This is a genomic window from Agathobaculum sp. Marseille-P7918 (genome assembly GCF_964248325.1).
GTDB lineage: Bacteria > Bacillota > Clostridia > Oscillospirales > Butyricicoccaceae > Agathobaculum.
In genome coordinates, this window is record NZ_CAXTXI010000004.1 from 14,487 (window position 1) to 41,219 (window position 26,733).

The following is a 26,733-nucleotide window of genomic DNA, read 5'->3' on the forward strand; positions in this document are numbered from 1 at the left end:
ATTGGTATGCTGCGGCTATCCTGCGTCATTGACAGGATAGCCGCGGGTACCGTTGCAAAACCCTTTGATAGTTGCGAAAGGAATGGTAGTATGAAACTCTGTCTGGAAGCGTTGCAGGACAAGGAAGGCTGGCAGGCGGTCGGCGTCAAGCTGCCGCAGTTTGACGTGCAGAAGATGCGTGCGCAGACCGCGGAAACCCCGGTTTGGGTACATTTTGGCGCGGGCAACATTTTCCGTGGCTTTGTGGCGATGCTGCAGCAGGAGCTGCTCAACAAAGGCGAGGCCACCTGCGGTATCATTGCGGGCGACACCTTCGACTATGACATCATCAAGAAGATCTACAAGCCGCACGATGAGCTGACCATGATGGTCGGCCTCAAGCCGGACGGCACGACCGAGCGGGAGATTGTCGCCTCCATCGCGGACAGCGTTTGCGCGGACAGCACGGACGCGGACGAGATGGAAAAGCTGCGTAAGATTTTCGTGAATCCGTCTTTGCAGCTGGTCAGCTTCACGATCACCGAAAAGGGCTATGCGCTGCGCAACATTCAGGGCGAGCTGATGCCAGTGGTCGTGGAGGACATGAAGGCCGGCCCGTCCGGCGCGCGCCACGCGATGAGCATGGTTGCAGCGCTGATGTACGAGCGCTACAAGGCAGGCGCGTACCCCATCGCACTGGCCAGCATGGACAACTGCTCGCACAACGGCGAAAAGCTGCGCGGCAGCGTGCTCGAGGTTGTCGAAGCGTGGAAGCAGAACGGTCTGGTCGACGACGGCTTTGTTTCCTACATGCAGGATGAGAGCCGCGTTGCCTTCCCGTGGAGCATGATCGACAAGATCACCCCGCGTCCGGCCAAGGAAGTGGAAGAAGCGCTGCTGGCCGATGGCATCGAGGACATGGAGCCGATCGTCACCAGCCGCAACACCTTTATTGCGCCGTTTGTCAACGCGGAGATCCCGCAGTATCTGGTCGTTGAGGATAACTTCCCGAATGGCCGTCCGGCACTGGAAAAGGCGGGCGTGTACATGACCGACCGCGATACGGTCAACAAGACCGAGCGCATGAAGGTCACGACCTGCCTGAACCCGTTGCACACCGCGCTTGCGGTTTACGGCTGCCTGCTGGGCTACACCAGCATCGCCGCCGAAATGCAGGACACCGAGCTGAAGGGCCTCATCGAGCACATCGGCTATGACGAGGGCATGCCGGTTGTGACCGACCCGGGCATCATCAAGCCCGCGGACTTCATCGCGGAGGTTGTCGGCCAGCGCTTCCCGAACCCGTTCATCCCGGACACCCCGCAGCGCATCGCCACCGATACCTCTCAGAAGATTCCGATTCGCTTTGGCGAAACCATCAAGAGCTATATTGCGTCCGACAAGCTGGACGTCAAGAGCCTGACGTTCATCCCGCTGGCGATTGCGGGCTGGCTGCGCTATCTGCTCGGCGTGGACGACAAGGGCGAGAAGATGGAGGTTTCCTCCGACCCGATGCTGGAAACCCTCCAGCAGCAGCTGGCCGGCATCGAGCTGGGCAAGCCCGAGAGCGTGGGCGATAAGCTGCGTCCGATTCTGTCCAATACGGCTGTGTTTGCCGCCGATCTGGTGGAAAACGGTCTGGCCGACAAGATCGAAACCATGTTTGGCAAGCTGATTGCCGGACCGGGCGCGGTGCGCGCCACCCTGCAGGAATACCTGCGCGGTTGATTGCCAAGCTGAACTTTTGATTGCCTAAAATTCCGAAAAATGCGTCGCAGAGCATGTTCTGCGACGCATTTTTTTCAGTATTTGGAAGTAATGTGGTTAGGTATAGACAACTTTTGCCGAATTGTTAAGTTCTTGTAAAGTACACAAAATAGACACAAAGCGCTGTCAGGAATGCACAACGTCAGGCGAATGATGCGGGCGAAGCGGCTGTGCAATTGACGCGTTTGCGGAAATGCACGGCGAAAAGTTGCACAAGAATCGAGTTGCATCTCTCTTTTCTTTCGGTTATTATAAATAAATCATTTAGGCTGGAGGACATCCCTCCGGAGAAAACAAAGGCAAAGGAGAGAGGATTATGAAGCGACGACTCAGCTTATCCAAGCGGCTGCTCAGCCTGCTGCTGACCATTGCGATGGTTGCAGCACTGATGCCGGCTGCGCTCGCAGCGCAGCAAGCAAAATTCGTTATCGGGCCGTATCTGCTCGCGCCCAAGACGAACAGCATGGTTGCGGTGTGGGAGACGGACACCGGCGATGCGTCCACCATCCGGTGGGGCACGGACGCTAATGCACTGGGTGAAGCCATCACCATCGAGCGCGATCCGTCCGCACCGGCATACGGCGGCGTGCAGACAAACATTTTCCGGTACAAATTTACCGATTTGGAGCCGGGCGCACGGTATTATTATGAGGTGACGCTGGCAGGCGGCGCAAGCTGCAAAGGCACCTTCCGCACGCTGGAGGAAAACCCGGAAGAAGTGCGTTATATGTCGATTACGGATACGCACAAGTTTGACACCAAGAGCACCTTTGACAAGGCGGTTGCCGACTACGATCCCGCCTTCATCATTCACGGCGGCGATATGGTGGAAGGCACCGGCACGCAGAAGGAGCAGTATGCGTTCTGGTTCAACAGCGGCGAATTTATCCACAATTATCCGGTGGTTTATGCTTGCGGCAACCATGATTTCAGCGATTACTTTAATATGTATGTCATCAATACCCAGACCGAGGAATACGGTTCGGAGGTTGAGGGCAACATCGCGTTTGACTACGGCGACATTCATTTCGACCTGATGGACAGCAACCCGTGGGCGCTGTTCCAGATGAACGCCGAGACCTCGGGCGGGCAGATGGACGCAGCAACCGCGAACAAAATTGAAAAGTCCGTACAGTGGCTGAAGGACGATCTGGCAGCCAATCAGGATAAAAAGTTCCGCATTCTGGTCATGCATCACCCGATTTCCGACCCGTACACCAAGATGCACATTGCATCGGTAGCCGAGGCAGGTCATGTCGATATGATGCTGGCAGGCCATACACACAGCTACGCCCGCGCGGTGTCCGATGACCCGACCGTAGGCGCAGGCACAATTTACCTGACCCATCAGGATTCCCGTGCGGTCAGTGCGAAGGGCAGCTACATGACCCATACCATGAAGGGGGATGTGCTGACCACATCCAATATGGCCGAGGGCAAGGTCGTTGGTACGACCGTAACTGCGGTGGACAAGCAGCAGCTGTCGTACTCGAATGTGTCCATCCAGTCCGGTCCGGTGCCCTGCAACAGCGAAATTGAGATTTCCGCGACCGTGAAAAATGACGGAAAGGGCCTTGCGGCGGCGGTCATTCCGGTGGACGACAACGGCACCATGAAGTACATTTACGGCGAACTGGTCAGCGACAGCGGCGTGTCCACCTCGGGCGAGCCGGTGCGCGTCGAGTCCAACGGCGTTAAGACACTCGATCCCGGACAGTCCATCGAACTGCGCGGCACGGTCGAGCTGAGCACCATCGGCACGCACACCCTTAAAGTCGGCGGCAAGACCCAGACTGTACAGGTTGATTTCCGTCCGGCGACCTTCTCGTACACCAACGTTCGCACTAAGCTGGGCGATGGGGAGATCAGCGATATCAACAGCGATGTGCTGCACATCAAGGCGGACGTGACCAACATCGGTAATGAGGCCGGTACGGCGACTGCAACGCTCTATATTGACGACAAAGCGATTGAGAGCAAGCAGTACAGCATGGACGCAGGCGGCGTCAAGACCTGCGAATTTACCTATCAGTTTGAAAAGTCCGGCGATTTCAAAGTGCGCATCGGCGATTCCGCTGTGCAGACTGTGTCCATCGAAGGCTCAATTCAGGGCATGCCGATGGTCAAGGACAAGTCCGGCATGGGCAACAACGGCTATCTGCACGGCGCGCCCACGCTCGGCACGGATGAAAACGGCAAGGGTACAATCATTCTGGATGGCGACAAGGACTACGTGGAGATTCCGGATAACGGAAACTTTACGATCACCGACGGCATCACCGGTATGGTTTGGGCCAAGCTCCCGAACTGTCCGGGCACCGGCATCGACACGCTGACCCCGACCGGCCGCGACCACAACCCGCTCATGACCAAGGGTGTGTCGATCGGCTGGGGCACCAACTATCTGTACCGCATGGCCGTGCGTGCGACCGGTAAGGTCACGGTCGGTATCGGCTTTGACAACGACAACGGCGAGTTCTTCTGGAACGATGATGACGCGGACGATAACGCGGGCATCAAGAAGGGCGAGTGGGTGCAGTACGTCGGCGGCTTTGACCGCACGACCGGCGGTGATTCGTATCAGAACACCTATCACAGCGGCCATATCGACGCACCGGCGTTTGATTCCGAGATTAAAAACTGGCCGGGCGCTTCTACCTATATCGGCTTTTCGTACACCGGCGCACTGCTGACCAACCGCGGCCGCGGCATCGACCGCACTATGCTTGCAGGCGAGATTTCGCAGGCTCGTCTGTATCAGAGTAAGCTGAGCGAAAGCGAAGTTTCTTCGGTAAAGGCCAGTCCGGCGGCTGCCGGCCCGAAGAGCAGCGATATGGTGCTCTGGCTGGACTTTGATTCTTCCAATATTGTACAGACCGGTACACATACCACGGAGTGGGTCAAGGTATCCGGCGCGCCCGAATCTCTGGCCTATGACGCGGTAATTGAGGGCGACTCCAAGATCGACGCAACGGTTGAATTCTCGCAGGATGGCAAGACGGTTTCCGCTTCCAAGCAGTATGCGCTGCAGAACGGCGCCGGGACAATTGACCTGACTGGTGCGGGCGAGGGCGCTTATATGCGCATTGTCACCAAGTTTACCTCGGATTTGGGTACAGACGCAAGCTATCTGCCTGTCCTGAATACCTACACGCTCAAGGCAGGCAATGAGACCGCATGGAACACCTGGGCCGACTGGAAGAAGGGCACCTTCACGGACGGCGCAGGCCATCAGTCCGCGGATGTATACCGCGCCCTGTCTGCTGATTTTGACGATTACTCCGGCACAGTAGACGAAGGCACACCGGTCACACCGACCGAGCCGAGCGGCGAACTTGGCTGGGATGTTCCGTCCGGCTACTGGGCGGCAGAGACCATCCAGAAGCTGATTGATAATGGCATCATTAAGGGAGACGGCGACGGCAGCGTACGTCCGGAAGACCGCATCACGCGCGAAGAAGTCGCTTCTCTGCTGGTTAACGCGCTGGATATCGAGCCGGCAGCAGACGCGGCGGTTGACCCTGCCGACAATTCCTCCAAATGGGCAGCGGGCGTGCTGCAGGCAGCCAAGGAGGCCGGCATCATGCAGGGCGATGAAAACGGCCATATGAACGGTCTGGACAATGCAACGCGCGCAGAAGTGGCAGTCATGATTGCCCGTGCGGCGCAGATTTCATCGGACGACCTGACCGTCTTGGATAAGTTCTCCGATGCCGGTGCGATTCCGGGCTGGGCGCAGTCTTCGATTGCGGGTCTGGTTTCTCAGGGCAAGATGAACGGCTATGAGGACAGCACGCTTCGTATGAACAACCTGATTATCCGTGCGGAGGCATTCCAGCTTCTGTCGGGCATTCTGACAACATAACCGAACCATGACAGACGGAAAAAGGCCGGGGCAAATGCCCCGGCCTTTTTGTGCATGCGTCGATTTTATCCAGCTTCTGTGAGCAGGACGGAGGTGTCCGGCAGTACGCCGCGATAGGCCTCCGGCAGCGCGTCCGTAATCAGGTATTGGACCGCGCGCAGCTCCGCCACAGAGTACATGGCAATCTTGCCGAATTTTGTGCTGTCCGCCATCAGATACCACGAGCGCGTGATGGAGGGCAGGCTGCGGTAAATATGGGTGGAGACAATCGAGTGTACCGTCAGGCCGGCCTGCAGGTCAATGCCGGAAATGCTGGTGAAGGCTTTGGAAACAAAAATGCTGTTGGTAAAAGCGGTGGGATTTTCCGGGCTGGAAAACAGCGTGTGCGCATCGGTGGAGGTGACCTCGCCGCCGAGCAGATATACCCGCGCGTCGCTGCGCAGCAGATCACTGAGTGCAGTGATGTTGTTGGTGACAACCGACAGGTCATGGAAGCGGTCGAGCAAACGGGCCAGATAGCAGCAGGTCTGCCCGGAGCCGAGGAAAATGCTGTCGCCGTCGTGGATTTCCGCACAGGCGCGCACAGCCAGTGCAGCGCGGACGCGATCATCCGCGTGGGCGAGTGCGGGCGGCAGGGCGCTTTCCGCAAGCAATGCGCCGCCATAGATGCGCCGGGCAATTCCTTCCTGTTCCAGATGCTCCAAATCCTTGCGGATGGTCACTGTGCTGACATCAAACTGCTTGCTCAGCGCATCGACAGATACTTTTTTCTGCAGGAAAAGCAGTTTGCGGATTTCTTCCAAACGGCTGGTCATATACGCTCCCTCCTTGCTGGTTTGAGTATAAACGAAATAAAATGAAATGTCAATTTTACAAAACGAAAGTGAAACAAAGCGAAAGTTGAAAGTGTAATATTGCGGTGTTATGATAAGGACAACAGAAGGAAACAAACGCTGCGGGAGGAATCTATCATGCAAATCATTAGGGAACGAGAAATCGACCTGCTGCTGGCGGGCCGCGCGGGGATTGACTTGAATACGACCTGTGCAGGCTGCACTTTTTCAGAAATTCCGTCCTTTACCAAGTCGGTGGGCGGTTCGCCGGCCAATATCGTGCAGGGGGCGGCTCGGCTGGGCCTGAAGACCGGTTTTCTCGGTAAAATCTCCCGCGATGGAATGGGCGAATACATTCTGGAAACCTTCCGAAAAGCGGGTATCCGGACCGAGGGCGTGGTTGTTGATCAAACGGGTGCGCGCAACTGCATTGCGCTGACCGAGATTATCAGCCCGGAGCAAAGCGGCGGGTATACGACGGATGGAGAGGCGTTCCATCATGGTACCTATCTTTACCGTACAGGCACGGCGGATTTGCTCTACGCGCCTGAGGAGGTAGACCGTACGCTGCTGGGTCAGGCCAGAGCAGTGCTGCTGTCCGGTACGGCGTTTTCGCAGTCGCCGTCGCGGGAAGCCATGTTTGAAATCCTGCGTCTGGCGCGGGAGTTGGGAGTATGGACCGTGCTGGATATCGATTATCGTCCGTTTGGCTGGCAGTCGCGGGAGGAAACCGCGCAATGCTATGCGCAGGCAATTGCGCAATGCGATATGGTCATTGGCAACCGGGAGGAGTTCGGTGCAGTCGAATATCTGACTATGCCGCAAAACCGAGATAATGCGAAATCGGCGCGGGCGTTGATTGAGCAGGGCGTGCAACTCGTTATCGTGAAGGATGGCGCCAAGGGTTCGGTTGGCTATACGGCAGAGGGGGATGTGGTACCTTGCGGCAGCATCCCGACCGCTGCGATCAAGACCTTTGGTTCAGGAGATGCTTATGCGGCGGGGCTGATGTATGGCCTGCTGCGGGAAAAGGGGCTGACCTATGCCATGCAGTTAGGTACGGCGTGCGCATCGCTGGCGTTGACGACAATCAGCTGCGGTGATGCGATGCCGGATTTTGCTGCGGCGGAGGCACATCGGGCCGCGCATGAAGGGGTGATGATGCCGTGAGATGGACACAGGACTATGTTGCGCGGGCGGCGGCCGATCGGCGCATTGTGGCAGGCTTTAATGTGTTCGGCTATGAAGATGCGCAAGCGGTCATCCGTGCGGCCGAGCGGGTGAGAGCACCCGTGCTGCTGATGGTCAACCGCGATGCCAGCCAGGTGATGGCAGTGGAGCATTGGGGCGCGCTGCTGGGATCGCTGGCAAACGCTGCGGCGGTACCGGTTGGGGTGCATCTGGATCACTGTTCGGAAACCAATACGGTTTTGCGCGCCATCAACAGCGGATTTTCCTCGGTGATGTATGATGGATCCAAGCGGCCGATTACGGAAAATCTGAAAATCACTGGCGAAATTGTGCGGCAGGCGCATGCAAGACAGGTGCTGGTGGAAGCGGAGCTGGGCACGGTGCCGTACAGCGACTTAGGCGAGACGGAAATCCGCTTAACCGACCCGGAGGAGGCGCGCCGCATGCAGCAGGAAACCGGTGTGGATTGGCTGGCGGTTTCGGTTGGGAATATCCACCGGCTGGAAACGCAAAAAGTACCGATTCGGTTTCCGGTGCTGCGGAAGATAGAGCGGTCGTGCACGCTGCCGCTGGTCGTGCACGGTGCAAGCGGAATTGTTGAGCAGGATGTGCTTCGGCTCAAAAAGACTCAGGTCGGCAAGATGAATTTCGGCACGGTGCTGCGCAAAGCGTTCGGCTATACGTTGCGGGAGCAGATGGAGCAGTATCAGGCGGAGTTTGACCGGCTGCGGCTGTTTGATAAGCCGACGGCGCAGGTAGAAGAACAGGCGTATCAAATCATTGACATGTTATGGCGGGAGGAAACAGAACAATGAGACTGCATCAGGGAAAACCGTTTGAAGCGGGCTATCAGGCCATCACCGAATTGGATGGCAAACACAGCGAAATGCTGATGGATTTCGGTATTTTAAAGCTGGCAGCGGGCATGGAGTTTACCGACGAAAAGCCGCTCGAACGCGTATTTGTGCTGCTGTACGGCGAAATCGAAGTGGAGCTGGACGGCAAAGTCATTCGGGCTTCGCGGCCGACCTATACCAATGACACCATCTGGAGCATCAATCTGCCGAAAAACAAAGCGGTCAAGCTGCGCGGCGTGGCGCAGGACAGCGAGGTGGCGGTCATCCGCACAGAAAACGACAAGGACTTTGCGCCGGTCGTGCGCGCCGGAGACGACGTAGTGGAAGAGGTGCGCGGCCGCGGCTTTATGAACGAGGCAGGCACACGTATTGTTCGCACGGCACAGGATATCCGCCTGTCGCCGGAGTCCAACATCATGTTTGGCGAGGATATGCATTATCCCGGCAAATGGTCGGGATTCCCGTCGCATTCGCATGCCCAGCCGGAGATTTATTTTTATAAATTCTATCCGGAGAACGGTTTCGGCCTGCTGCGTCTGGGAGATGAGGGTGTGCTGCTGGAGCATAATGATACGGTGCTTATCGAGCCGAATAAGGTGCATCCGCAAGTGGCTGCACCGGGTTATGCGATGTATTATCTTTGGGTGATTCGCCATCTGGACGGCAATCCGTATATCAAGCCGGATTTTGACCCGCAGTATCTGTGGGTGGAGCAGCCGGGTGCAAAATACTGGCCGGAGGCATAAATCCGCACGAAAACAGCAAGGCCCGTCCGCAGCAGCGGAAAACGGGCGGGAAAGGATGTATCATTATGGCAGGCAAAGCACTGCACACAAAGTCAATTTGGAAAAGCAACCTTCTCAGCGATATCCGTATTGCCAAGCAGGCGGGCTTCGGCGCACTGGAGATGGCAGGGACCAAGGTGTGGGACTATCTGGAGGCAGGCTGCACACCGGAAACGGTAAAAGAAGCGCTGGCACAATATGATATGCGCATCATCAGCATCAACGATATCGCGCATGTGGAGCGCACGGATGATGATAACATCGCCCGCATGCTTCGTGAGACGGAAACGCTGTCTGCATTTGCGCGCGAGGTGGGCTGCGACTGTATTCAGCTGGTGCCGCTCTGCGCTTTGGAAGGACGCCCGGAGGAAGAAGTCATTGAGCTGACTGCAAAGAATATCCGCCGCATCTGTGACATCGGGGCGCGGTATGGCGTGCGCTTTCAGTTGGAGCCGGTGGCATGGTCGCCCATCCATTCGCTGCGCACAGCCAAATTGCTGATTGATGCGGTCGGACGCGATAATTTCGGCACGGTCATTGATTTCTGGCATCTGTGGTACGGTGCGGAGACCACATCCGACGATGTGCGCGCATTGGACCCGTCGCTTATCTATCACATTCATTTTTGCGACGGACGCCGCAATGCACCGGGGACGGTTTGTGATGAAACCGTGCTGCGCGGCTGCTATGCAGGTGAGGGCGATATCCCGCTGACGGAGTGGGTGCAGGCGGTCAAGGACACCGGCTATGACGGCTGGTGGAGCTATGAACTGGTCAGTGCAAAACACTGGCAGGCGGATACGGCGGCAGTGGCTGCGGAGACCAGCCGTTTGCTGGACCGATATGTGTTTGACAAGGCATAACAGGAAAAGAAAAAGCAAGGCGCCGCTTACAGCGGCGCCTTGCTTTTTTGTTTGAAAATCGTGGCTTCTGACTCACTCACAGAATCAGGCCAGATACGGTGCTGCAATACGGTCGATGCCGTTGGGGTCGGTCTTGCGCCATGCGGCAAAGTCCTTTCCGGAAGCGGCAACGGTCCTGCCCAGCTCGATCAGAAATGCGGGGATTTCGCTTTCCAGGATAGCGCCCAGCTCACGGCCCATCGCTTCGCAGCCCTGACGGTCGCAGCCGCCGACAAACAACGTGAAAGCCGACTGCGGCTTACCGTCCACCAGCTTGGACGCACCGCGGAAACCGATGGAGCCGGTCTGATGTGTACCGCACGAGGAAGCGCAGCCGGAAATGTGCATCTGGGGCAGCGCGCCGTCCGGCAGACCGGCCTCGCGTACTGCTGCAATGCATGCGGCGAGCAGGCCTTGCGAGTCGCGCATGCCAACCTGACAGGTCATGCCGCCGATGCAGCTGACCGAGGTTTCAAACAGTGTGCGTGCGCTGTCCGCAGTGGCGGCAAGCACCTTTTGCGCCTCCGCGCCGGTCAGATTGACAATATAGGCGGCTTCGTCGGGCGCAAGGCGCAGTTCGGCGTCCGGCATGTTCTGCAGCAGGTCGCTGAGTGTGCACAGCGTTTCGGGCGCAGGCTGTCCGCCGATCGGATGCCAGACTACGGTGTACAGGTCGGGCTGCTTCTGTGTCAGCACACGCGGGCCGCTGAGCGTTGTGCCGTCGCCGGTTTTGGTAATCGCTTGCGGCTCGACCGAAAGCGTTAAGTCTTCGCCGGAGGCATAGACCTCGTCCAGTTTTTCACAAAACGCTTTGATATAGTTCTGCTCACCGCCAAGGGTTTCCACCATATAGCGGGTGCGGGCTTTGCCGCGGTTTTCATAGTTGCCGTAGGCGCGGAAAGTCAGCCACATAGCCTTGATATAATACAGGATCTTCGAGGGCTCTACGGCTTCGCCCACCTGTACGCCCATACGCGGATTGTTGCCCAGACCGCCTGCGCTGTATACGTCGAATTTGCCGTCCGCACGTGCGACAAATCCAAGGTCGCGGTAGGTCGCGTGCGTTTGATTGGCCGGCGAGTTGGAAAAGCCGACTTTGAGCTTGCGCGGCATCTTTTCGGCTTTGATGAAGCCCAGCAGGTAGTTGCCGGCGGCTTCCGCCCACGGCAGCGTGTCGAAATATTCATCTGTCTGCACGCCGGAGAGCGGAGAGCACATGACGTTGCGGGGGAAGTCGCCGCCACCGCCCATGGTCACGATGCCCGCGTCGAGCGCCTTCTCCATGACGGAGTATACGGTATCCTGCCCCAGGTCGTGCAGCTGGATGGTCTGGCAGGTGGTGAAGTGTACGCGCGGTATGGCATAGGTGCGGAGCATTTGCGCAACAAATGCCAGCTTTTCGCGTGTCACGCGACCGGCAGGCATGCGCAGGCGCAGCATGCTGGCTTTGCCGCCCTTCTGAGCATAGCTGCCGTAGTAGCCGGAAAAGCCCTTGTATTCGCCGAGCTTGATTTCACCTGCATAAAATGCCGCGGTCTTTTCACGGAAGGCGGGCAGGTCCGCTTTCCAGTTCTGGGGATTGATGGTGTTCATGGATATCCTCCTTGTTTGATTCCAAGCAAAACCGACCCCGTGCGAGACAGCATGCAGCGGGGCGCTGATCGTCTTGTTCCTTATCTTGTCCCTATTATACGATATTTCTCGCAGGATGACAATTTATCCGCGTTGAATATTAAAATTTTTCACATAGATGCATCTGGTTGACAAACCACAGTCCGGACGATACAATGTCACATATTGCAAGGAGGGGGCGCAGGGCGTGAAGCATCGGCATGGACACGGGCCGCGGTCAATCGACCGGCTGGCGTATCAATCCGGGATGCGTGGCTGGAATCCGGCGTTTAAAACCGTATTGGCGGTGGGTACGCTCATTTTGTGCCTTGCCGCCGACCGGCCTGCGGTGTCTGCCGCAGTGATTGTCGTGCTGGCGGCGCTGCAAAAGGGCAAGGGGAAATTGCCGCTGCACGATTATTTCGGCCTGCTGCTCGTGCCGCTGGCTTTTCTGCTGCTGGGCGGCGCAGCGGTCGCATGCGACATAGCCGCCGTGCCTGTGGGCGACTGGAATCTGTCCCTTCCGTGGTTTTATGTGTGTGTGTGCGCGGACAGCGTGCGCTTTGCCGCGGCGCTGGTGCTCAAGGCGCTGGGCGCAGTCAGTGCGATGTATCTGCTGGCGCTTACTACCACCGCCTGCGAGCTGGTGGACGTGCTGCGCCGCGCGCACCTGCCGACGCTGCTGTGTGAGCTGATGTACCTCATTTACCGCTTTGTGTTTGTGCTGCTGGATATGTACGGCCGCATGCGGCAGGCCGCGGGCGCGCGGCTGGGCTGGCGGGATTTCCGCACCTCGTGCCGGTCGTTCGGTGGCACGGCGGGCAACCTGCTGGTGCTGGCGCTGCGCCGCTCGCGCGTCTATGCGGACGCGATGGCCGCGCGCGGCTATGACGGAGATTTGCGCTTTCTGGAAGAGGAAAAGCCGGTGCGCGGGGCGCAAATCGTCTGGATGTTGCTGTTCTGGGCGGTGCTTTTGACGCTTGCCGTACGATAAAAGAAGGGAGAAAGACGGATGCAACCGATTTTGCAGGCGAGAAACCTGCGTTTTTGCTATGATTCCGGTGCGCCCGCGCTGGACGGCGTATCGCTCGATGTGCATGTGGGCGAGCGCATTGCGGTACTCGGCCCGAACGGGGCGGGAAAGTCCACCTTTTTTCTGTGCCTGAATGGGGTGTTGACGCCGGAGAGCGGTCAAATCCTGTTATGCGGTAAGCCGGTTGATAAAAAGACACGTAAAATCCTGTGCGAGCGGGTCGGAATTGTGTTCCAGAACGCGGATGACCAGATTATCGCCTCGACCGTTGCCGCTGAGGTATCCTTCGGGCCGATGAACCTGCGTCTGCCGCGTCAGGAGGTGGCGCGCCGTGTCGACCATGCGTTGGATTACATGGATTTGCAGGCATTCCGCGCCCGTCCGCCGCACGACTTATCCGGCGGGGAGAAAAAGCGCGTGTCCATCGCGGATATTCTGGCGATGGAGAGCGAGATTATCCTGCTGGACGAACCGGCGGCTTCGCTCGACCCCGCGGGGGAGGAGCGGCTGGAGCAGGTGCTTGCCCGTCTGTCGGACGAAGGGCGGACGCTGCTTATTTCGACGCATGACATGGATTTTGCCTTTCGCTGGGCGACGCGCGCGGTGGTGTTTTCCGCGGGGCGCATCCTTGCCGACGGTACGCCGCAGGCGGTGCTGGCGGATGAAGCCGTGCTTCGTCAGGCGCATCTGCGCCGCCCGATGCTGATGGAGGTGTGGGACGTGCTGCGCGCGCGGGAGTTGGTGCTGCCGGATGCACCTTGCCCGCGGACAGCGGAGGCACTTGCCCATCTGCTCGACCAGCAGCGGCATTAGGAGAATGTTGCGGATTTTGGTAGAATCCGATACAATGCGGAGCGCTTGTGTTGACAGCGGTTCCGAGAGTGATATAATGAATATGCTTCTTCCGGCATACAATACCGGATATCAAAAGGTGCCTGCCATTTCTCCGGCAGGAGAATAGGGAAAGAGGTGCAAATCCTCTGCGGTCCCGCCGCTGTAAGGGAAGAGCGCGCCGCCGAATACGTCACTGAGCCGGAAGGTTCGGGAAGACCGGCTGCGTGTGAGGACGCCCGAGCCAGAATACCTGCCTTTTGAGATGGAAGCGCATACGGCTACGAGCGATGGCCGGTTGTGCGTCAGCCCGGCTCTCCGGCAAAGGGGGAGGCGGGCGTTCAGCGCCGGCCTGATGCGTGGGAAGCATCGGGATACGGCGTATTTTTGTATCCGCAGTTTTTCGCGGGAAAGGAGAAAATATGACACAAAAACAACGAAAACTGGTAAGGCTGACGGCCTGTGCTGCGCTTTTGTGCGGCGTGGCACCGACAGCGGGCGCCATGCACATCATGGAGGGCTTTCTGCCGCCGTCTATGTGCATCCTGTGGGGCGTGATTGCGCTGCCGTTTCTGCTGGCGGGGTATTTCTCGCTCAAGAAAACCGTGGCACGCGACCGGCGTGCAGTGACGCTGGTGGCGATGGCGGGCGCGTTCATCTTTGTCATCTCGTCGCTCAAAATTCCGTCAGTGACTGGCTCATGCTCGCACATGACCGGCACGGGACTGGGTGCAATCCTGTTCGGGCCGAGCGCAGTATCCATTCTGGGCGTGATTGTGCTGCTGTTTCAGGCGATTCTGCTTGCGCACGGCGGCTTGACCACGCTGGGCGCGAACACCTTTTCTATGGCGGTTGCGGGGCCGTTTGTCTCGTTTGGAATTTACAAGCTGTGTCTGCGGCTCAAGGTGAATAAAAAAGTATCGGTTTTTCTGGCGGCGGCGCTGGGCGATTTGATTACCTATTGCGTGACGAGCGTGCAGCTGGCCGTAGCGTATCCGTCCGCGACGGGCGGCGTTTCCGGCTCGGTGCTGGAATTTCTCGGCGTATTTGCGCCGACGCAGCTGCCGCTGGCGGTGCTGGAAGGCGTACTGACCGTGATTATCATGATGGCACTCGAGGCCTATGCGCAGCCCGAGCTGCGTGCAGTCGGATTTGAGGAGGCGGGCGCATGACGAAGAAAGACAGAACGCTGATGATTGTGCTGCTTCTGCTTTGTGTGGTGCTGATTGTCACGCCCGTGCTGGCCTTGCGCGGCGCGGAGTTCGGCGGTTCGGACGACGCGGGCAGCGAAAAGGTTGCGGAAATCACGGGCGAAGAATACGAGCCATGGGCAACGCCTGTGTTTGAACAGCTGCTCGGCGGGGAGCTGCCGGGTGAGCTGGAAAGCCTGCTGTTCTGCGTGCAGACCGGTGTAGGCGTGGGCGTGATTGCGTTTTTCCTCGGGCGCTTTGTTGAGCGGAAAAAGCAGGAAACCGCGCGCGCGGCGCAAAAGGAGCAATGAGAAAGGCGGGCAGGGCGGGGTTACGGCCTGTCCTGCCTCTGCTTTCTGCAGGGAGGTGACCGGAATAACATGGAACAAATGACCTATCAGGGCGGTCGGGCGCTGCGCCGCGGCTGGACGACGGGGTCGTGTGCGGCAGCGGCGGCACAGGCGGCGGCAATGCTGCTGCTGACGGGCGCGGCCCCTGCTGAAATCGCCTTGCAAACCCCGGCGGGGCTGACCTTTCGTTTGCCGGTCGAGCAGCCGCATTGGGAGGACGGCGCGGCGGTCTGCACGGTGCGCAAGGACGCGGGTGACGACCCGGATGTGACAAACGGTGTGCGTATCTCGGCGGCAGTGCGCCGTGTGGAAAACGGCGTTGCGATTGCGGGCGGCACGGGCGTTGGGCGCGTAACGCGGCCTGGACTTTCGGTTGCTGTAGGCGAGGCCGCCATCAATCCCGCCCCGCGTGCACAGATTACAGCGGCGGTCGAGCGTGCCGCGCGCGAAGCGGGTTACATGGGCGGCTTTTCGGTCGTCGTTTTGGCGGAAAACGGAGAGGAACTGGCCAAACAGACCTATAACGAGCATCTGGGTGTCATGGGCGGCATTTCTATCCTCGGCACAAGCGGCGTGGTCGAACCGATGAGCGAAAAGGCGCTCATAGACACCATACGGCTCGAGCTGGACAGCCTGTATGCCGCGGGGCAGCGCGTGGCGTTTCTCTGTCCCGGCAATTACGGCGCGGATTTTGCGCGCGACACGCTGGGGCTGGATTTGGAACGCGCGGTCAAGTGCTCGAACTACATCGGAGAGACGCTCGACCACGCGGCGTTTCGCGGCTTTGCGGACATTCTGTTGGTCGGTCACGCGGGCAAGCTGGTCAAACTCGCCGCAGGCGTGATGAACACACACTCATCGGTTGCGGACGGACGGCAGGAGATTTTCACCGCGCACGCCGCGCTGTGCGGCGCGGGGCGTGAGACGCTTGAAGGCTTGATGAACGCGATATCGGTCGACGCCTGCACCCAACTGCTGGATGCAGCCGGCTTGCGTGACGCGGTGCTGGCACGCATCGGCAAGGCGATAGAAGAGCGGCTTCGGCTGCGGCTGCGCGGCAAAGCACAAGTAGAATTTATCCTATTTACGGGAAAATACGGGATTTTGGCACAGTCGCCTGGAGCGCGGGCGTTGTGCGAGCGGTTAAAGGAGACAGTATGAGCAAGGGAACACTATATGGCGTGGGTGTTGGTCCGGGCGACCCGGAATTCTTGACGGCCAAAGCCATTCGCGTGATTGGAGAGAGCGACGTGATTGCGGTACCGCAGTCGGGCGCGGGCGAGCAGACCGCGCTTCAGATCGCGGCGCAGTACATCGGGGACAAGCCGTTGCTGCACTGCGACATGCCCATGACGCGCGACAAGGCGAAACGCGACGCCTGCCACGACCGCGCGGCGGACGATATCTGCGCGCTGCTGGATGAGGGCAAGAAGGTCGCCTTTTTGACGCTGGGCGACCCAACCGTGTACTCGACCTGCTGGTATGTGCTGCGGCGCGTGCAGGCGCGCGGCTACGCGACCGAAATCGTGCCGGGCGTGCCGTCCTTTTGTGCGGCGGCGGCCGCACTGGGCCGCGCGCTGTGCGAGGACGGTGAAATGCTGCATATCATCCCCGCGTCGCACGGCGGGCTGGATGAGGCACTCGATTTAACCGGCAGCCGCGTGCTGATGAAGGCGGGCAAGTCGATTTTGGAGGTGCGCGACACGCTGGCGGCGCGCGGTGAGCTGGAACACGCGGCGCTGGTCGAGCGGTGCGGCATGGAGGGTGAACGTATTGTGACCGACCTTGCGGAGCTCGATGACCCGACCGGATATTTTTCCATCATTCTGGTAAAGGAGGGGCAGGCATGATTTATTTTGTCGGCGCAGGCTCGGGCGCGCCCGACCTGATTACCGTGCGCGGCGCAAAGCTGCTTGCACAGGCGGACGTAATTGTGTATGCGGGCTCACTGGTCAATCCTGCTCTGCTCGAGTATAAAAAGGACGGCTGTGAAGTCTATGACAGCGCCAAAATGACGCTCGAAGAGGTCATTGCCGTGATGGCGCCTGCGTCGCAGGCGGGCAAGATGGTTGTGCGCTTGCACACGGGCGACCCGTGCGTGTACGGTGCGCACCGCGAGCAGATGGACGCGCTCGACCGGCTGGGACTGGCATACGAGGTCTGCCCGGGCGTTTCTTCGTTCTGTGGCGCGGCGGCAGCCTTAAAAGCCGAGTATACGCTGCCGAATGTCAGCCAGACGGTTATCCTGACCCGCATGGAGGGGCGCACGCCTGTGCCGGAAAAAGAGCAAATCGAGGCCCTTGCCGCGCACGGCGCAACGATGGTGATTTTCCTGTCCGCGGGACAGCTGGAAAAGCTGTCCGCGCGATTGATTCAGGGCGGCTATGCGCCCGAAACGCCCGCTGCTATCGTCTACAAGGCGACTTGGCCGGATGAGAAGGTCATTCGCACGACGGTGGCGGGTCTGGCCGAGGCTGCCGCGCGCGAGGGCGTGACCAGAACCGCGCTGATTACGGTCGGCGGTTTTCTGGGCGACGAATATGACCGCTCGAAATTATACGACCCGTCGTTTACCACGGGCTTCCGCGAGGCCAGCCGATGAAGCACGCAAAGTTTGTCTCGTTCACCGCCGTCGGCGCGCAGACCGCGAAGAAAGCGGCCGCGCTGCTGCCGGATTTTCTGACCGAGCGGTACGCCCGCACGGTGGACCCCTCGCTTGCCGGTACGCAGCTTTCGCGCTTTGCGCAGCAGGCGATGGTGGATTGTGACCTCATCGTGTTCGTCGGCGCGGTGGGCATCGCGGTGCGTGCGGTCGCGCCGTATCTTGCGGGCAAGGCGTTCGACCCGGCGGTGCTGGTTATCGACGAGGCGGGGCGGTTTGTCATCCCGATTCTGTCCGGTCACCTCGGCGGCGCGAACGCGCTCGCGGAGCGGCTGGCGGACGGGCTGGGCGCGCAGGCGGTCATCACGACCGCGACCGACGCACGCGCGGCTTTCGCGGTTGATACATGGGCGGCGGCACATGACTGCGTCGTGGTTGACCCGGAAAATATCAAATACGTTTCCGGTGCATTGCTGCGCGGCGAGACAGTCGGCCTGCGGTCGGATTTTCCGGTCGAGGGGCGTTTACCCGCACAGGTGATGCTGGATGGCACACCGGAAAGTGGTTTCTGCATCGGTTTTGACACCGAAGCCGCATCGTTTGCGCATACATTGCATCTGGTGCCGCAGGTTGTTTTCCTCGGTGTCGGCTGCCGCAAGGGAACGGACGAAAAAACAATAGAAGCCGCCGCGCAGGTGGCGCTGGACACGGCGGGTGTGCCGTGGGAAGCGGTGCGCGGGATTGCGAGCATTGACGTAAAACAAAACGAGCCGGGATTGCTGCACTTCTGCGAAACGCACGGCCTGTCGCTGACCGTGTTTTCCGCGGAGACGCTGCAAAGCGTGTCGGGTGACTTTACGCCGTCGGACTTTGTCGCGCGCACGGTTGGCGTGGATAATGTGTGCGAACGCGCGGCAGTATGCGCTGCGGCGGGCGGAGCGCTGCGTTGCCGCAAGCGGGCGCAAAACGGCGTGACAGTCGCGCTGGCGCAGCGGGACTGGCGCGCGGACTTTGATGAAAAACAGTTGGAGGACAAAAAACTGTGAACCTCACGATGATGGGAATTGATTTTGTGCATGCGCCGCTGAAGCAGCGGGAGCGCGTATCGTTCGTGCGCGGACAGGTGCAGGCGCTGCTGCCGAGTATTGCGGAAATGCCGGGCGTTTCGGGCTGTGTGCTGCTGGCGACCTGCAACCGCACCGAGTTGTATGTGCACGGTGAGGATGGCGTGTCGCTCGACCCACTCGCCATGCTTGCTCGCGCGGCAGGCTTTGATGCGGTATCGCTTCGCGGGCTGAGCGTGACCCGCACGGGCGAGGCGTGCGTGCAGCATCTGATGGCGGTCGCGGCGGGACTGGAATCCCAGATTTTCGGAGATGACCAGATTCTCACGCAGGTGCGTGATGCCGCTGCGCTTGCGCGTGAGGCACAGACCATGGACAGTGTGCTCGACACACTGTTTCGCCGCGCGGTAACCGCAGGCAAGCGCGTGCGTACCGAGGTCAAACTCACCGGCGTGCCTGCCTCCGCAGCGACAGCGGGTGTGCGGCGGGCGCAGGACTTTTTCGGCGCGCTGGAAGGCCGTCGCGCAGTCGTCATCGGCAACGGCGAAATGGGACGGCTGGCCGCCGCCGCTCTGCGCGCACAGGGCTGCGCGGTGACGGTCACGCTGCGCAGCTATCACCACGGTGAGACCATCGTCCCCGCCGGATGCGATACCTTTCCGTATGACCGGCGGTGCGAGATGCTCGAGGGCGCGGACCTCGCGGTCAGCGCAACGACCAGCCCGCATTTTACGCTCACCGCGCAGCAGATTCGTGATTTGCATCAGCCGCCGCGCCTGCTGCTCGACCTTGCTATGCCGCGCGATATTGAGCAGGAAGCGGGCGAAGATGCGCGCGTGACGCTGTATAATCTCGACGATTTGGGCGATTTGGATGATTCGCGCAACGTTGCGGCGAAACAGGCGGCGGCGCGTATTCTGGAGGAGGAGCAGGCGGAGTTTTATCGGTGGCATGCCTACCGGCAGGCGCTGCCCGTGATTGCCGAAATCAAAGACACTGCGCTCGACCGTCTGCATTTCGACCACGCCTACGGTGATTTGTACCGTGACGGGGATATGGACGGACTGATGGAACTCGCGGTTGGCAAAACGGTGGATTTGCTGCTGGGCGGCATGAAGGAACTGGTGGACGCGGGCAGGCTGGAGGCGTGCCTTGCGCATATGAGAAAGGGGAGCGGCAGATGAAGCTGTATTGCATCGGCATCGGGCCGGGCGGCGCGGAACAGATGACTTCTCGCGCGGTGCGCGCACTGGAAGAATGCGATTGTGTGGCGGGGTACGGGCTGTACCTCGATTTAATCCAAGAGCTGTTGGACGGCAAAACGCGCATCCAGACCGGTATGACGCGCGAGGTGGACCGCTGCACAGCGGCGCGCGACGCGGCGAAGGACGGGCATACGGTCGCAGTCGTTTCGTCGGGCGACGCGGGTGTGTACGGCATGGCGGGACTGCTGCTTGAGGTGTGCGCACAGGACCCGGAAATCCAAATCGAGGTCATTCCGGGCGTGACGGCGGCGCTGTCGGGCGGCGCGGTGCTGGGCGCACCGCTGACTAATGATTTTGCGTGCGTGTCGCTTTCCGATTTGCTGACGCCTTGGGAGGTCATTGAGAAACGCCTGCGCGGTGCGGCACAAGGCGATTTCTGCATTGCGCTGTATAACCCGGCAAGCAAAAAACGAACCGACCATTTACAGCGCGCGTGCGATATCCTGCTTGAGACTTTGCCGCCGGAAACCGTGTGCGGCACGGTGCGCAACATCGGCCGCGAAGGCGAGACATATACTTTGACGACGCTTGGTGCACTGCGTAATATACAGGCCGATATGCTGACGACCGTGTTTGTCGGCAACAGCCGCACGCGCGTGATAAACGGGCGCATGGTCACGCCGCGGGGGTATCGCGGCGTATGAAACTGGTCATTTTCTCGGGTACGAGCGAGGGACACGCGCTGTGCCGCTTTGTTTCGGCCTGCGGCGGAAATGCGGACGTCTACGTTGCGACCGCCTACGGCGCGGCGGTCATGGAGCCGATGCACGGCATCACGGTGCATAAGGGGCGGTTGGACGCGGATGCGATGGCGGCCGTGCTGGATGCGGACACCCTGCTGGTGGACGCAACTCATCCGTATGCCGCGGTGGTTTCGGATAATCTGCGTGCGGCCTGCGCACAGACCGGCGCGCAGTACGAACGTCTGCTGCGTCCCGCGCTGAACGGCGAGGGCGTGATTACCGTGCCTGACACCGCCGCTGCGGTGCGTTGGCTGAATGAGCATCCCGGCCGCGCGCTGCTGACGACCGGCAGCAAGGAACTGACGGCGTTTACTTCGGTCGAGGGCTACCGAGAGCGGCTGGTCGCGCGGGTGCTGCCGAGCGCTTCCGTACTCGAGCAATGCGCGTCGCTTGGCTTTGCGGGCGCACAGATTGTTGCGATGCAGGGACCGTTTTCGCATGAAATGAATGTTGCACTGCTGCGCCAGACGCGCGCGGATATTCTGGTCACCAAGGACACGGGCGCGGCGGGAGGCTTTGCGGAAAAGCTGTCGGCGGCGCGCGAAGTAGGCGCGACCGTTCTTGTTATCGCCCGTCCGCGTGCAGAGGAGGGCAAGACGCTCGGCGAAACGCAGGACTTTCTTGCGGCGCGTTTCGGCTGGACGGCACCGGCGCACAAGCGGTCCGAATCCGCGCCGCGTTTTCCGTTGTTCGTCTCGCTCGCGGGCAAAAAGTGTGCAGTGTTCGGCGCGGGAGCAATCGCCGCGCGGCGCGTGGGCGTTTTGCGGCGTTTCGGCGCGGCGGTGACGGTGGTTGCGCCGGAAAGTCCGGCGGGAATCGCGGTTGATGCCGTTCGCGGCTATGAGAAAAGCGATCTTTCGGGCGTTTTTCTGGCAGTCGCGGCAACGAATGACCGGCAGGTCAATCGCCGTATCGCGGCGGATTGCGCGGATTGGCACATTCCGTGCAGTGTGGCCGACTGCGCGGCGGAATCGACCTTTTTCTTTCCCGCTGTGTGCGAGGGTGGAGGACTCACGGCAGGCGTGGTGTCGGACGGCACGGCACATGGCAAAACGGCGGCGGCGGCAAAGCGCATCCGCGCGGTATTGGAGGAAATGACATGATTCGAGTGGGCAGCAGAGACAGCCGTTTGGCGGTCGTGCAGGCTGAGGAGGTCTGCCGCGCGCTGGGCGACTGTGAACTCATCACGATGAAAACCACGGGCGATAAGATTCTGGACAGAACACTCGACAAAGTCGGCGGCAAGGGGCTGTTTGTCAAGGAACTGGACCGCGCGCTGGCGGACGGCCGGGTCGATTTGACCGTGCACAGCTTAAAAGACGTGCCGATGGAGCAGCCGGACGGCCTGCCGCTTGTGGCGTTTACCAAACGCGAGGACGCGCGCGATGCGCTGGTGCTGCCGGAGAGCGGCGTTTGGGATAAGGCAAAGCCGATTGGCTGCGCATCCGCGCGGCGGCGGGTGCAGCTGAAAGCGCTGTTTCCCGATATCGACGTGCAGCCCGTGCGCGGCAACGTGCAGACGCGGCTTAAAAAGCTGGACAGCGGTGCGTACGGCGCGCTGGTGCTGGCAGCGGCGGGGCTGCACCGCTTGGGGTTGCAGGACCGCATCAGCCGGTATTTTTCACCGGACGAGATCATCCCGGCAGCGGGGCAGGGCATTCTGGCCGTGCAGGGCCGCGCGGGGGAATGGGAAGATATGGTGCGGCTGGTCGACGACGCGGACGCGCGCGACTGCGCGGCGGCTGAACGGTCGTTTATCCGTACACTCGGCGGCGGGTGCTTTGCGCCGGTCGCGGCGTATGCCGAGGTGCAGGATGATACGCTGCACCTGCGCGGGCTGTATGTGTCCGCGGATGAAACGCAAATGGCGCGCGGTGCGGTGACCGGACGGCGGGCGGAAGCTGCCGCCCTTGGGCGTACGCTTGCGCTGCAACTCAAACATCAGGCGGAGGGAACGGTATGACAGGAACGGTAACGCTGGTCGGCGCAGGACCGGGCGATAAAGGACTGCTGACGACAGCGGGCGCGCAGGCAATTGCGCAGGCGGACGCGGTAGTATACGACCGGCTGGTGGGCGAGGATATTCTCGACCTTATCCCATCGGGGGCCGCGTGTGTGTCGGTGGGCAAAGAAAACAATCACCATCCCGTGCCGCAGCCGGAGATTAACGAAATATTGGTGCGGCTCGCACGCGAAGGGAAAAATGTCGTGCGTCTCAAGGGCGGGGACTGCTTTCTGTTCGGACGCGGCGGCGAGGAGTGTGAGCATCTGCTGGCAAACGGCGTGCCGTTTCGCGTGATTCCGGGCGTGACGAGCGCACTGGCCGCGCCCGCGTTTGCGGGTATTCCGGTCACACATCGGGATTTCACCTCGTCGGTGCATATCATCACGGCGCATGCGCGTGCGGGAAAGCCGCTGAAAATCGACTTTGCCAGCTTGGTGCGGCTCGACGGCACGCTGGTGTTCCTGATGGGATTGACCGCACTTGAGCAGGTGACAGACGGTTTGCTGCGCGCAGGCATGCAGTCTGACATGCCCGCCGCTGTCATTGAAAACGGCGCGCGCGGCACGCAGCGCAAGGTGGTGACAGACCTCGCTGACCTCGCGGGTGCGGTGCGCAAAGCGGGGCTGCAAAGCCCGGCGCTCATCGTGGTTGGACGGGTGTGCAAACTGAGCGATGCGCTCGACTGGTTTACACCCTTGCCGCTGCACGGCAAAACCATCGTCGTGACCCGACCGAAAGCGCGGGCGGGTACACTCGCCGCGCGGCTGCGGGCGTTGGGGGCAAACGTCATCGAAGTGCCATGTATCCAAACAATCGAGCGCGAGGACACGCAGCCACTTGCAGCGGCACTGGAGCAGCCGCATGACTGGGCGGTGTTTACCAGTCCGGCGGGTGTGCCTGCGGCGGTGCATGCGCTGCACAAACGCGGCCGCGACCTGCGGGCGCTGTACGGCATGAAGCTTGCGGCCATCGGCATGGGGACGGCGAATGCGCTGGCGGCTTACGGTCTGACCGCCGACCTGATTCCCGCGCAGTACGACGGGGAGCACCTTGCGGATGCGCTGATTGATGCAATGCCGCAGGGCGGTTCGGTTCTGCTGCTGCGCGCGGCGCAGGGCGGACAGCTTTTACCCGAAAAGCTCGCCCGCGCGGGCATCCGCGTGACCGATGTGCCGCTCTACGACACGGTGCACCGCTGCGACAAGGCGGACGCGCTGCGAAGCCTACTCATCGCAGGTAAGGTGGATGGGGTAACGTTCACCAGTGTGTCCACGGTTGAGGGCTTTGTCGAGACCATCGGTGCAGACCGTACCGGCTTTACCGCGTTCTGCATCGGTAAGCAGACCGCCGATGCCGCAAAGCAGTACTATAACAAGGTGAAAATCGCAAAAAATGCAACCATAGACGACTTGGTCGCCTGCATCAAGGAGGAGATATAAATGTTCAATGACAGCATTCGCCCGCGCCGCCTGCGCACATCGGACGGCCTGCGCCGTATGGTGCGCGAGACGCGCCTTTCGCCCGAAAGCCTGATTTGGCCGATTTTCGTCATGGAGGGGGAGGGCATTTACGAGGAGATTCCCTCGCTGCCCGGTCAGTATCACTATTCCCCTGACCAGCTGTATCGCATGGTCGAGCGCGCCCGCGCGCACGGCGTGTCGCGCGTGATTCTGTTCGGCCTGCCGAAGGAAAAGGACGAAATCGGCTCAGGCGCGTGGGCAGAGGACGGTATCGTGCAGCAGGGCATCCGTAAAATTAAGGAACTGGCCCCGGAGATGTACGTCATCACCGACGTTTGCATGTGCGAATACACCAGCCACGGGCATTGCGGCATCCTGTGCGGCTGCGATGTCGATAATGACCAGACGATTGTACGGCTGGCACAGATTGCGGTGTCGCACGCCGCAGCGGGCGCGGATATGGTCGCGCCGAGCGATATGATGGACGGCCGTGTTGCGGCCATCCGCGGCGCGCTCGACCAGAACGGCTTTACGGGTGTGCCGATTATGTCCTACGCCGCCAAATATGCTTCCTCCTTTTACGGTCCGTTCCGCGACGCGGCGGGTTCTGCGCCGTCCTTCGGCGACCGCCGTTCCTATCAGATGGACTGGCACAACAGCCGCGAGGCGATGCGCGAGTGCGCGCTAGACGTGCAGGAGGGCGCGGATATTCTGATGATTAAGCCCGCGATGAGCTATCTTGACCTTGTGTATCAGTGCAAGCAGCGGTTTGAACTGCCGGTCGCGGCATACGCGGTTTCGGGCGAATATGCGATGATAAAGGCCGCGGCGAAAGCGGGGCTGATTGACGAATACGGTGTGATGTGTGAGAGCGCGGTGTCGATTTTCCGCGCGGGCGCGGATATTCTGATTACTTATTACGCCTGTGAACTTGCGGACGCGATTCGGAAGGGGGACATCGGCTGATGACAAGGTCGGAACAGCTTTTCGAGCGAGCGAAAAAGGTGCTGCCGGGCGGGGTGAACTCGCCGGTGCGTGCGTTTCGCGCAGTGGGCGGTACGCCGCGCTTTATCGTCAAGGGCTTGGGCAGCCACATCCTGGACGAGGATGGGCTGGAATATATCGACTACGTCGGTTCATGGGGGCCGATGGTGCTCGGCCACAGCCATCCGGATATTCTGAAAGCGGTCTATGACCGTATGGTCAACGGCCTGTCGTTCGGCGCGCCGACCGCTTTAGAAGTCGAGATGGCGGAGAAGATGGTGTCGATGGTGCCGCATATCGAAATGGTACGCATGGTGAACAGCGGTACAGAGGCGGTGATGAGTGCGCTGCGTTTGGCGCGCGGCGCGACCGGACGCGACAAAATCATCAAGTTTGAGGGCTGTTATCACGGCCATTCGGATGCCATGCTGGTCGGCGCGGGCAGCGGGGCGCTCACGCAGGGGGAGCCGGACTCCAAGGGTGTGACCCGCGGCGCGGCGCAGGATACGCTGATGGCGCAATACAACGACATTGCTTCGGTCGAGCGCCTGCTGGACGCCAATCCGGGTGAGGTTGCGGCGATCATTGTCGAGCCGGTTGCGGCAAATATGGGTGTTGTCCCGCCGAAGGACGGCTTTTTGCAGGGGCTGCGCGATTTGTGTGATAAGCACGGTGCGCTGCTGATTTTCGACGAAGTTATCACGGGTTTCCGTTTGGCGGCGGGCGGTGCGCAGGCGTATTTCGGCGTGCGCGCCGACCTTGTCACCTTCGGTAAAATCATCGGCGGCGGCATGCCGGTCGGCGCGTATGCGGGCAGCCGCGTGCTCATGGAGCAGGTCGCGCCGTGCGGGCCGGTGTATCAGGCAGGTACGCTGTCGGGCAACCCGGTTGCGATGGCGGCGGGACTGGCGCAGCTGCAAATCCTGACCGACCATCCGGAGATTTACGCCGTTATGGAAGCTTCCGCGCAGTATCTGGCCAATCATCTGCGGGCAAGCGCGGAAAAGCATGGCATCAAAATGCAGGTCAATCAGGTCGGATCGCTGCTTTGCCCGTACTTTACGGACACGCCGGTGGACTGCTTTGCCGCTGCAAAAACGAGCGATACAAAAAAATACGCAAAGTATTTTAATGAAATGTTATTACGCGGTGTGTATCTTGCGCCCAGCCAGTTTGAGGCGATGTTTGTCTCGTCCGCGCACACGCAGAAGGACTTGGCGTTCACGGTGCAGGCGGCTGAGGAAAGTCTTGCAACACTATAACGTTTGTGACACAGGAACGGTGCGGCTGCGCGCCGCAGGCGGGCAAGAGGGCGACAACCTGCGGTTTTCTCCCTCTTGTCAATCACTCTCTTTCCCTTGAGGGCGCGCTGCGCGCAAAATGCGTTTCCTGCTTCTGTCTGCCGCCCACCTCGCG

At 60.3% G+C, this 26,733-nt stretch carries 23 protein-coding genes, 2 pseudogenes and 1 riboswitch; of the genes and pseudogenes, 23 read left to right on the forward strand and 2 right to left on the reverse strand.

Going from position 1 to position 26,733, the window contains the following annotated elements:
* Positions 1-90: 90 nt before the first annotated feature.
* The 4 genes and pseudogenes from ACESSO_RS06875 (at position 91) to ACESSO_RS06890 (ending at position 5,611) form a co-directional block, all read left to right on the forward strand.
* On the forward strand, positions 91-1,707 hold the full coding sequence (locus ACESSO_RS06875; RefSeq protein WP_373164315.1) for a mannitol dehydrogenase family protein: 1,617 nt from the start codon (positions 91-93) through the stop codon (positions 1,705-1,707).
* A gap of 502 nt (positions 1,708-2,209) precedes the next feature.
* A pseudogene (locus ACESSO_RS06880) lies at positions 2,210-3,025 on the forward strand (metallophosphoesterase); the annotation flags it as partial.
* Between the two features lie 1,793 nt (positions 3,026-4,818).
* A pseudogene (locus ACESSO_RS06885) lies at positions 4,819-4,917 on the forward strand (hypothetical protein); the annotation flags it as partial.
* A gap of 85 nt (positions 4,918-5,002) precedes the next feature.
* Positions 5,003-5,611 (forward strand): S-layer homology domain-containing protein, encoded by a 609-nt coding sequence (locus ACESSO_RS06890; RefSeq protein WP_373164607.1) that lies wholly within the window; start codon positions 5,003-5,005, stop codon positions 5,609-5,611.
* 65 nt (positions 5,612-5,676) lie between these two features.
* Here ACESSO_RS06890 and ACESSO_RS06895 read toward each other — a convergent pair whose 3' ends face one another.
* Complete coding sequence (locus tag ACESSO_RS06895; RefSeq protein ID WP_373164316.1) at positions 5,677-6,426, reverse strand: DeoR/GlpR family DNA-binding transcription regulator; 750 nt, start codon at positions 6,424-6,426, stop codon at positions 5,677-5,679.
* A gap of 156 nt (positions 6,427-6,582) precedes the next feature.
* Here ACESSO_RS06895 and iolC point away from each other — a divergent pair, with 156 nt between their 5' ends.
* From iolC to ACESSO_RS06915, 4 genes are all read left to right on the forward strand, one after another.
* Positions 6,583-7,614: a 5-dehydro-2-deoxygluconokinase gene (iolC, locus tag ACESSO_RS06900; RefSeq protein WP_373164317.1), complete on the forward strand. Its 1,032-nt coding sequence runs from the start codon at positions 6,583-6,585 to the stop codon at positions 7,612-7,614.
* Entirely contained in the window at positions 7,611-8,450 is an 840-nt protein-coding gene (locus tag ACESSO_RS06905; protein WP_373164318.1) for a class II fructose-bisphosphate aldolase, read from the forward strand. Before iolC ends, ACESSO_RS06905 begins: the two co-directional genes overlap by 4 nt.
* On the forward strand, positions 8,447-9,238 hold the full coding sequence (locus tag ACESSO_RS06910) for a 5-deoxy-glucuronate isomerase (protein ID WP_373164319.1): 792 nt from the start codon (positions 8,447-8,449) through the stop codon (positions 9,236-9,238). The genes ACESSO_RS06905 and ACESSO_RS06910 overlap by 4 nt, the downstream gene beginning before the upstream one ends.
* Positions 9,239-9,303: 65 nt before the next feature.
* Positions 9,304-10,140 (forward strand): sugar phosphate isomerase/epimerase family protein, encoded by an 837-nt coding sequence (locus ACESSO_RS06915; RefSeq protein WP_373164320.1) that lies wholly within the window; start codon positions 9,304-9,306, stop codon positions 10,138-10,140.
* Positions 10,141-10,224: 84 nt separating this feature from the next.
* Here ACESSO_RS06915 and ACESSO_RS06920 read toward each other — a convergent pair whose 3' ends face one another.
* Entirely contained in the window at positions 10,225-11,772 is a 1,548-nt protein-coding gene (locus ACESSO_RS06920; RefSeq protein WP_373164322.1) for a nitrite/sulfite reductase, read from the reverse strand.
* A gap of 226 nt (positions 11,773-11,998) precedes the next feature.
* On the opposite strand from ACESSO_RS06920, the gene cbiQ reads away from it, so the two are divergent.
* From cbiQ to hemL, 15 genes are all read left to right on the forward strand, one after another.
* The gene (gene cbiQ / locus ACESSO_RS06925; protein ID WP_373164323.1) at positions 11,999-12,784 is read left to right on the forward strand and encodes a cobalt ECF transporter T component CbiQ; all 786 of its coding nucleotides are present in this window, start codon (positions 11,999-12,001) and stop codon (positions 12,782-12,784) included.
* 18 nt (positions 12,785-12,802) lie between these two features.
* A complete protein-coding gene (locus tag ACESSO_RS06930; RefSeq protein ID WP_373164324.1) occupies positions 12,803-13,636 on the forward strand; it encodes an energy-coupling factor ABC transporter ATP-binding protein in 834 nt (277 codons plus the stop codon).
* A 99-nt stretch (positions 13,637-13,735) separates the two neighbouring features.
* Positions 13,736-13,930: riboswitch (cobalamin riboswitch) on the forward strand.
* 146 nt (positions 13,931-14,076) lie between these two features.
* Entirely contained in the window at positions 14,077-14,826 is a 750-nt protein-coding gene (locus ACESSO_RS06935) for an energy-coupling factor ABC transporter permease (RefSeq protein ID WP_373164325.1), read from the forward strand.
* Complete coding sequence (locus ACESSO_RS06940; protein WP_373164326.1) at positions 14,823-15,155, forward strand: energy-coupling factor ABC transporter substrate-binding protein; 333 nt, start codon at positions 14,823-14,825, stop codon at positions 15,153-15,155. The genes ACESSO_RS06935 and ACESSO_RS06940 overlap by 4 nt, the downstream gene beginning before the upstream one ends.
* Before the next feature lie 69 nt (positions 15,156-15,224).
* Positions 15,225-16,355 carry a cobalt-precorrin-5B (C(1))-methyltransferase CbiD gene (gene cbiD, locus ACESSO_RS06945; RefSeq protein WP_373164327.1) on the forward strand — a complete coding sequence of 377 codons (1,131 nt, stop codon included), beginning with the start codon at positions 15,225-15,227 and terminating at the stop codon, positions 16,353-16,355.
* Positions 16,352-17,044 (forward strand): precorrin-2 C(20)-methyltransferase, encoded by a 693-nt coding sequence (cobI, locus tag ACESSO_RS06950; RefSeq protein WP_373164328.1) that lies wholly within the window; start codon positions 16,352-16,354, stop codon positions 17,042-17,044. Before cbiD ends, cobI begins: the two co-directional genes overlap by 4 nt.
* Positions 17,041-17,796, forward strand: a complete 756-nt coding sequence (gene cobM / locus ACESSO_RS06955) for a precorrin-4 C(11)-methyltransferase (RefSeq protein WP_373164329.1) — start codon at positions 17,041-17,043, stop codon at positions 17,794-17,796. The genes cobI and cobM overlap by 4 nt, the downstream gene beginning before the upstream one ends.
* Positions 17,793-18,842, forward strand: a complete 1,050-nt coding sequence (locus tag ACESSO_RS06960) for a cobalt-precorrin 5A hydrolase (RefSeq protein ID WP_373164330.1) — start codon at positions 17,793-17,795, stop codon at positions 18,840-18,842. The genes cobM and ACESSO_RS06960 overlap by 4 nt, the downstream gene beginning before the upstream one ends.
* Complete coding sequence (gene hemA / locus ACESSO_RS06965) at positions 18,839-20,044, forward strand: glutamyl-tRNA reductase (protein ID WP_373164331.1); 1,206 nt, start codon at positions 18,839-18,841, stop codon at positions 20,042-20,044. The genes ACESSO_RS06960 and hemA overlap by 4 nt, the downstream gene beginning before the upstream one ends.
* Complete coding sequence (gene cobJ, locus ACESSO_RS06970) at positions 20,041-20,769, forward strand: precorrin-3B C(17)-methyltransferase (RefSeq protein WP_373164332.1); 729 nt, start codon at positions 20,041-20,043, stop codon at positions 20,767-20,769. Before hemA ends, cobJ begins: the two co-directional genes overlap by 4 nt.
* Positions 20,766-21,971 carry a precorrin-6A reductase gene (gene cobK, locus ACESSO_RS06975; RefSeq protein WP_373164333.1) on the forward strand — a complete coding sequence of 402 codons (1,206 nt, stop codon included), beginning with the start codon at positions 20,766-20,768 and terminating at the stop codon, positions 21,969-21,971. The genes cobJ and cobK overlap by 4 nt, the downstream gene beginning before the upstream one ends.
* Positions 21,968-22,831 carry a hydroxymethylbilane synthase gene (hemC, locus tag ACESSO_RS06980; RefSeq protein ID WP_373164334.1) on the forward strand — a complete coding sequence of 288 codons (864 nt, stop codon included), beginning with the start codon at positions 21,968-21,970 and terminating at the stop codon, positions 22,829-22,831. Before cobK ends, hemC begins: the two co-directional genes overlap by 4 nt.
* Positions 22,828-24,312 (forward strand): uroporphyrinogen-III C-methyltransferase, encoded by a 1,485-nt coding sequence (gene cobA, locus ACESSO_RS06985; RefSeq protein WP_373164335.1) that lies wholly within the window; start codon positions 22,828-22,830, stop codon positions 24,310-24,312. The genes hemC and cobA overlap by 4 nt, the downstream gene beginning before the upstream one ends.
* Entirely contained in the window at positions 24,313-25,299 is a 987-nt protein-coding gene (hemB, locus tag ACESSO_RS06990) for a porphobilinogen synthase (protein ID WP_373164336.1), read from the forward strand.
* Positions 25,299-26,579, forward strand: coding sequence for a glutamate-1-semialdehyde 2,1-aminomutase (gene hemL / locus ACESSO_RS06995; protein ID WP_373164337.1), 1,281 nt, complete (start codon positions 25,299-25,301; stop codon positions 26,577-26,579). The genes hemB and hemL overlap by 1 nt, the downstream gene beginning before the upstream one ends.
* The last annotated feature ends 154 nt before the right edge of the window (positions 26,580-26,733 follow it).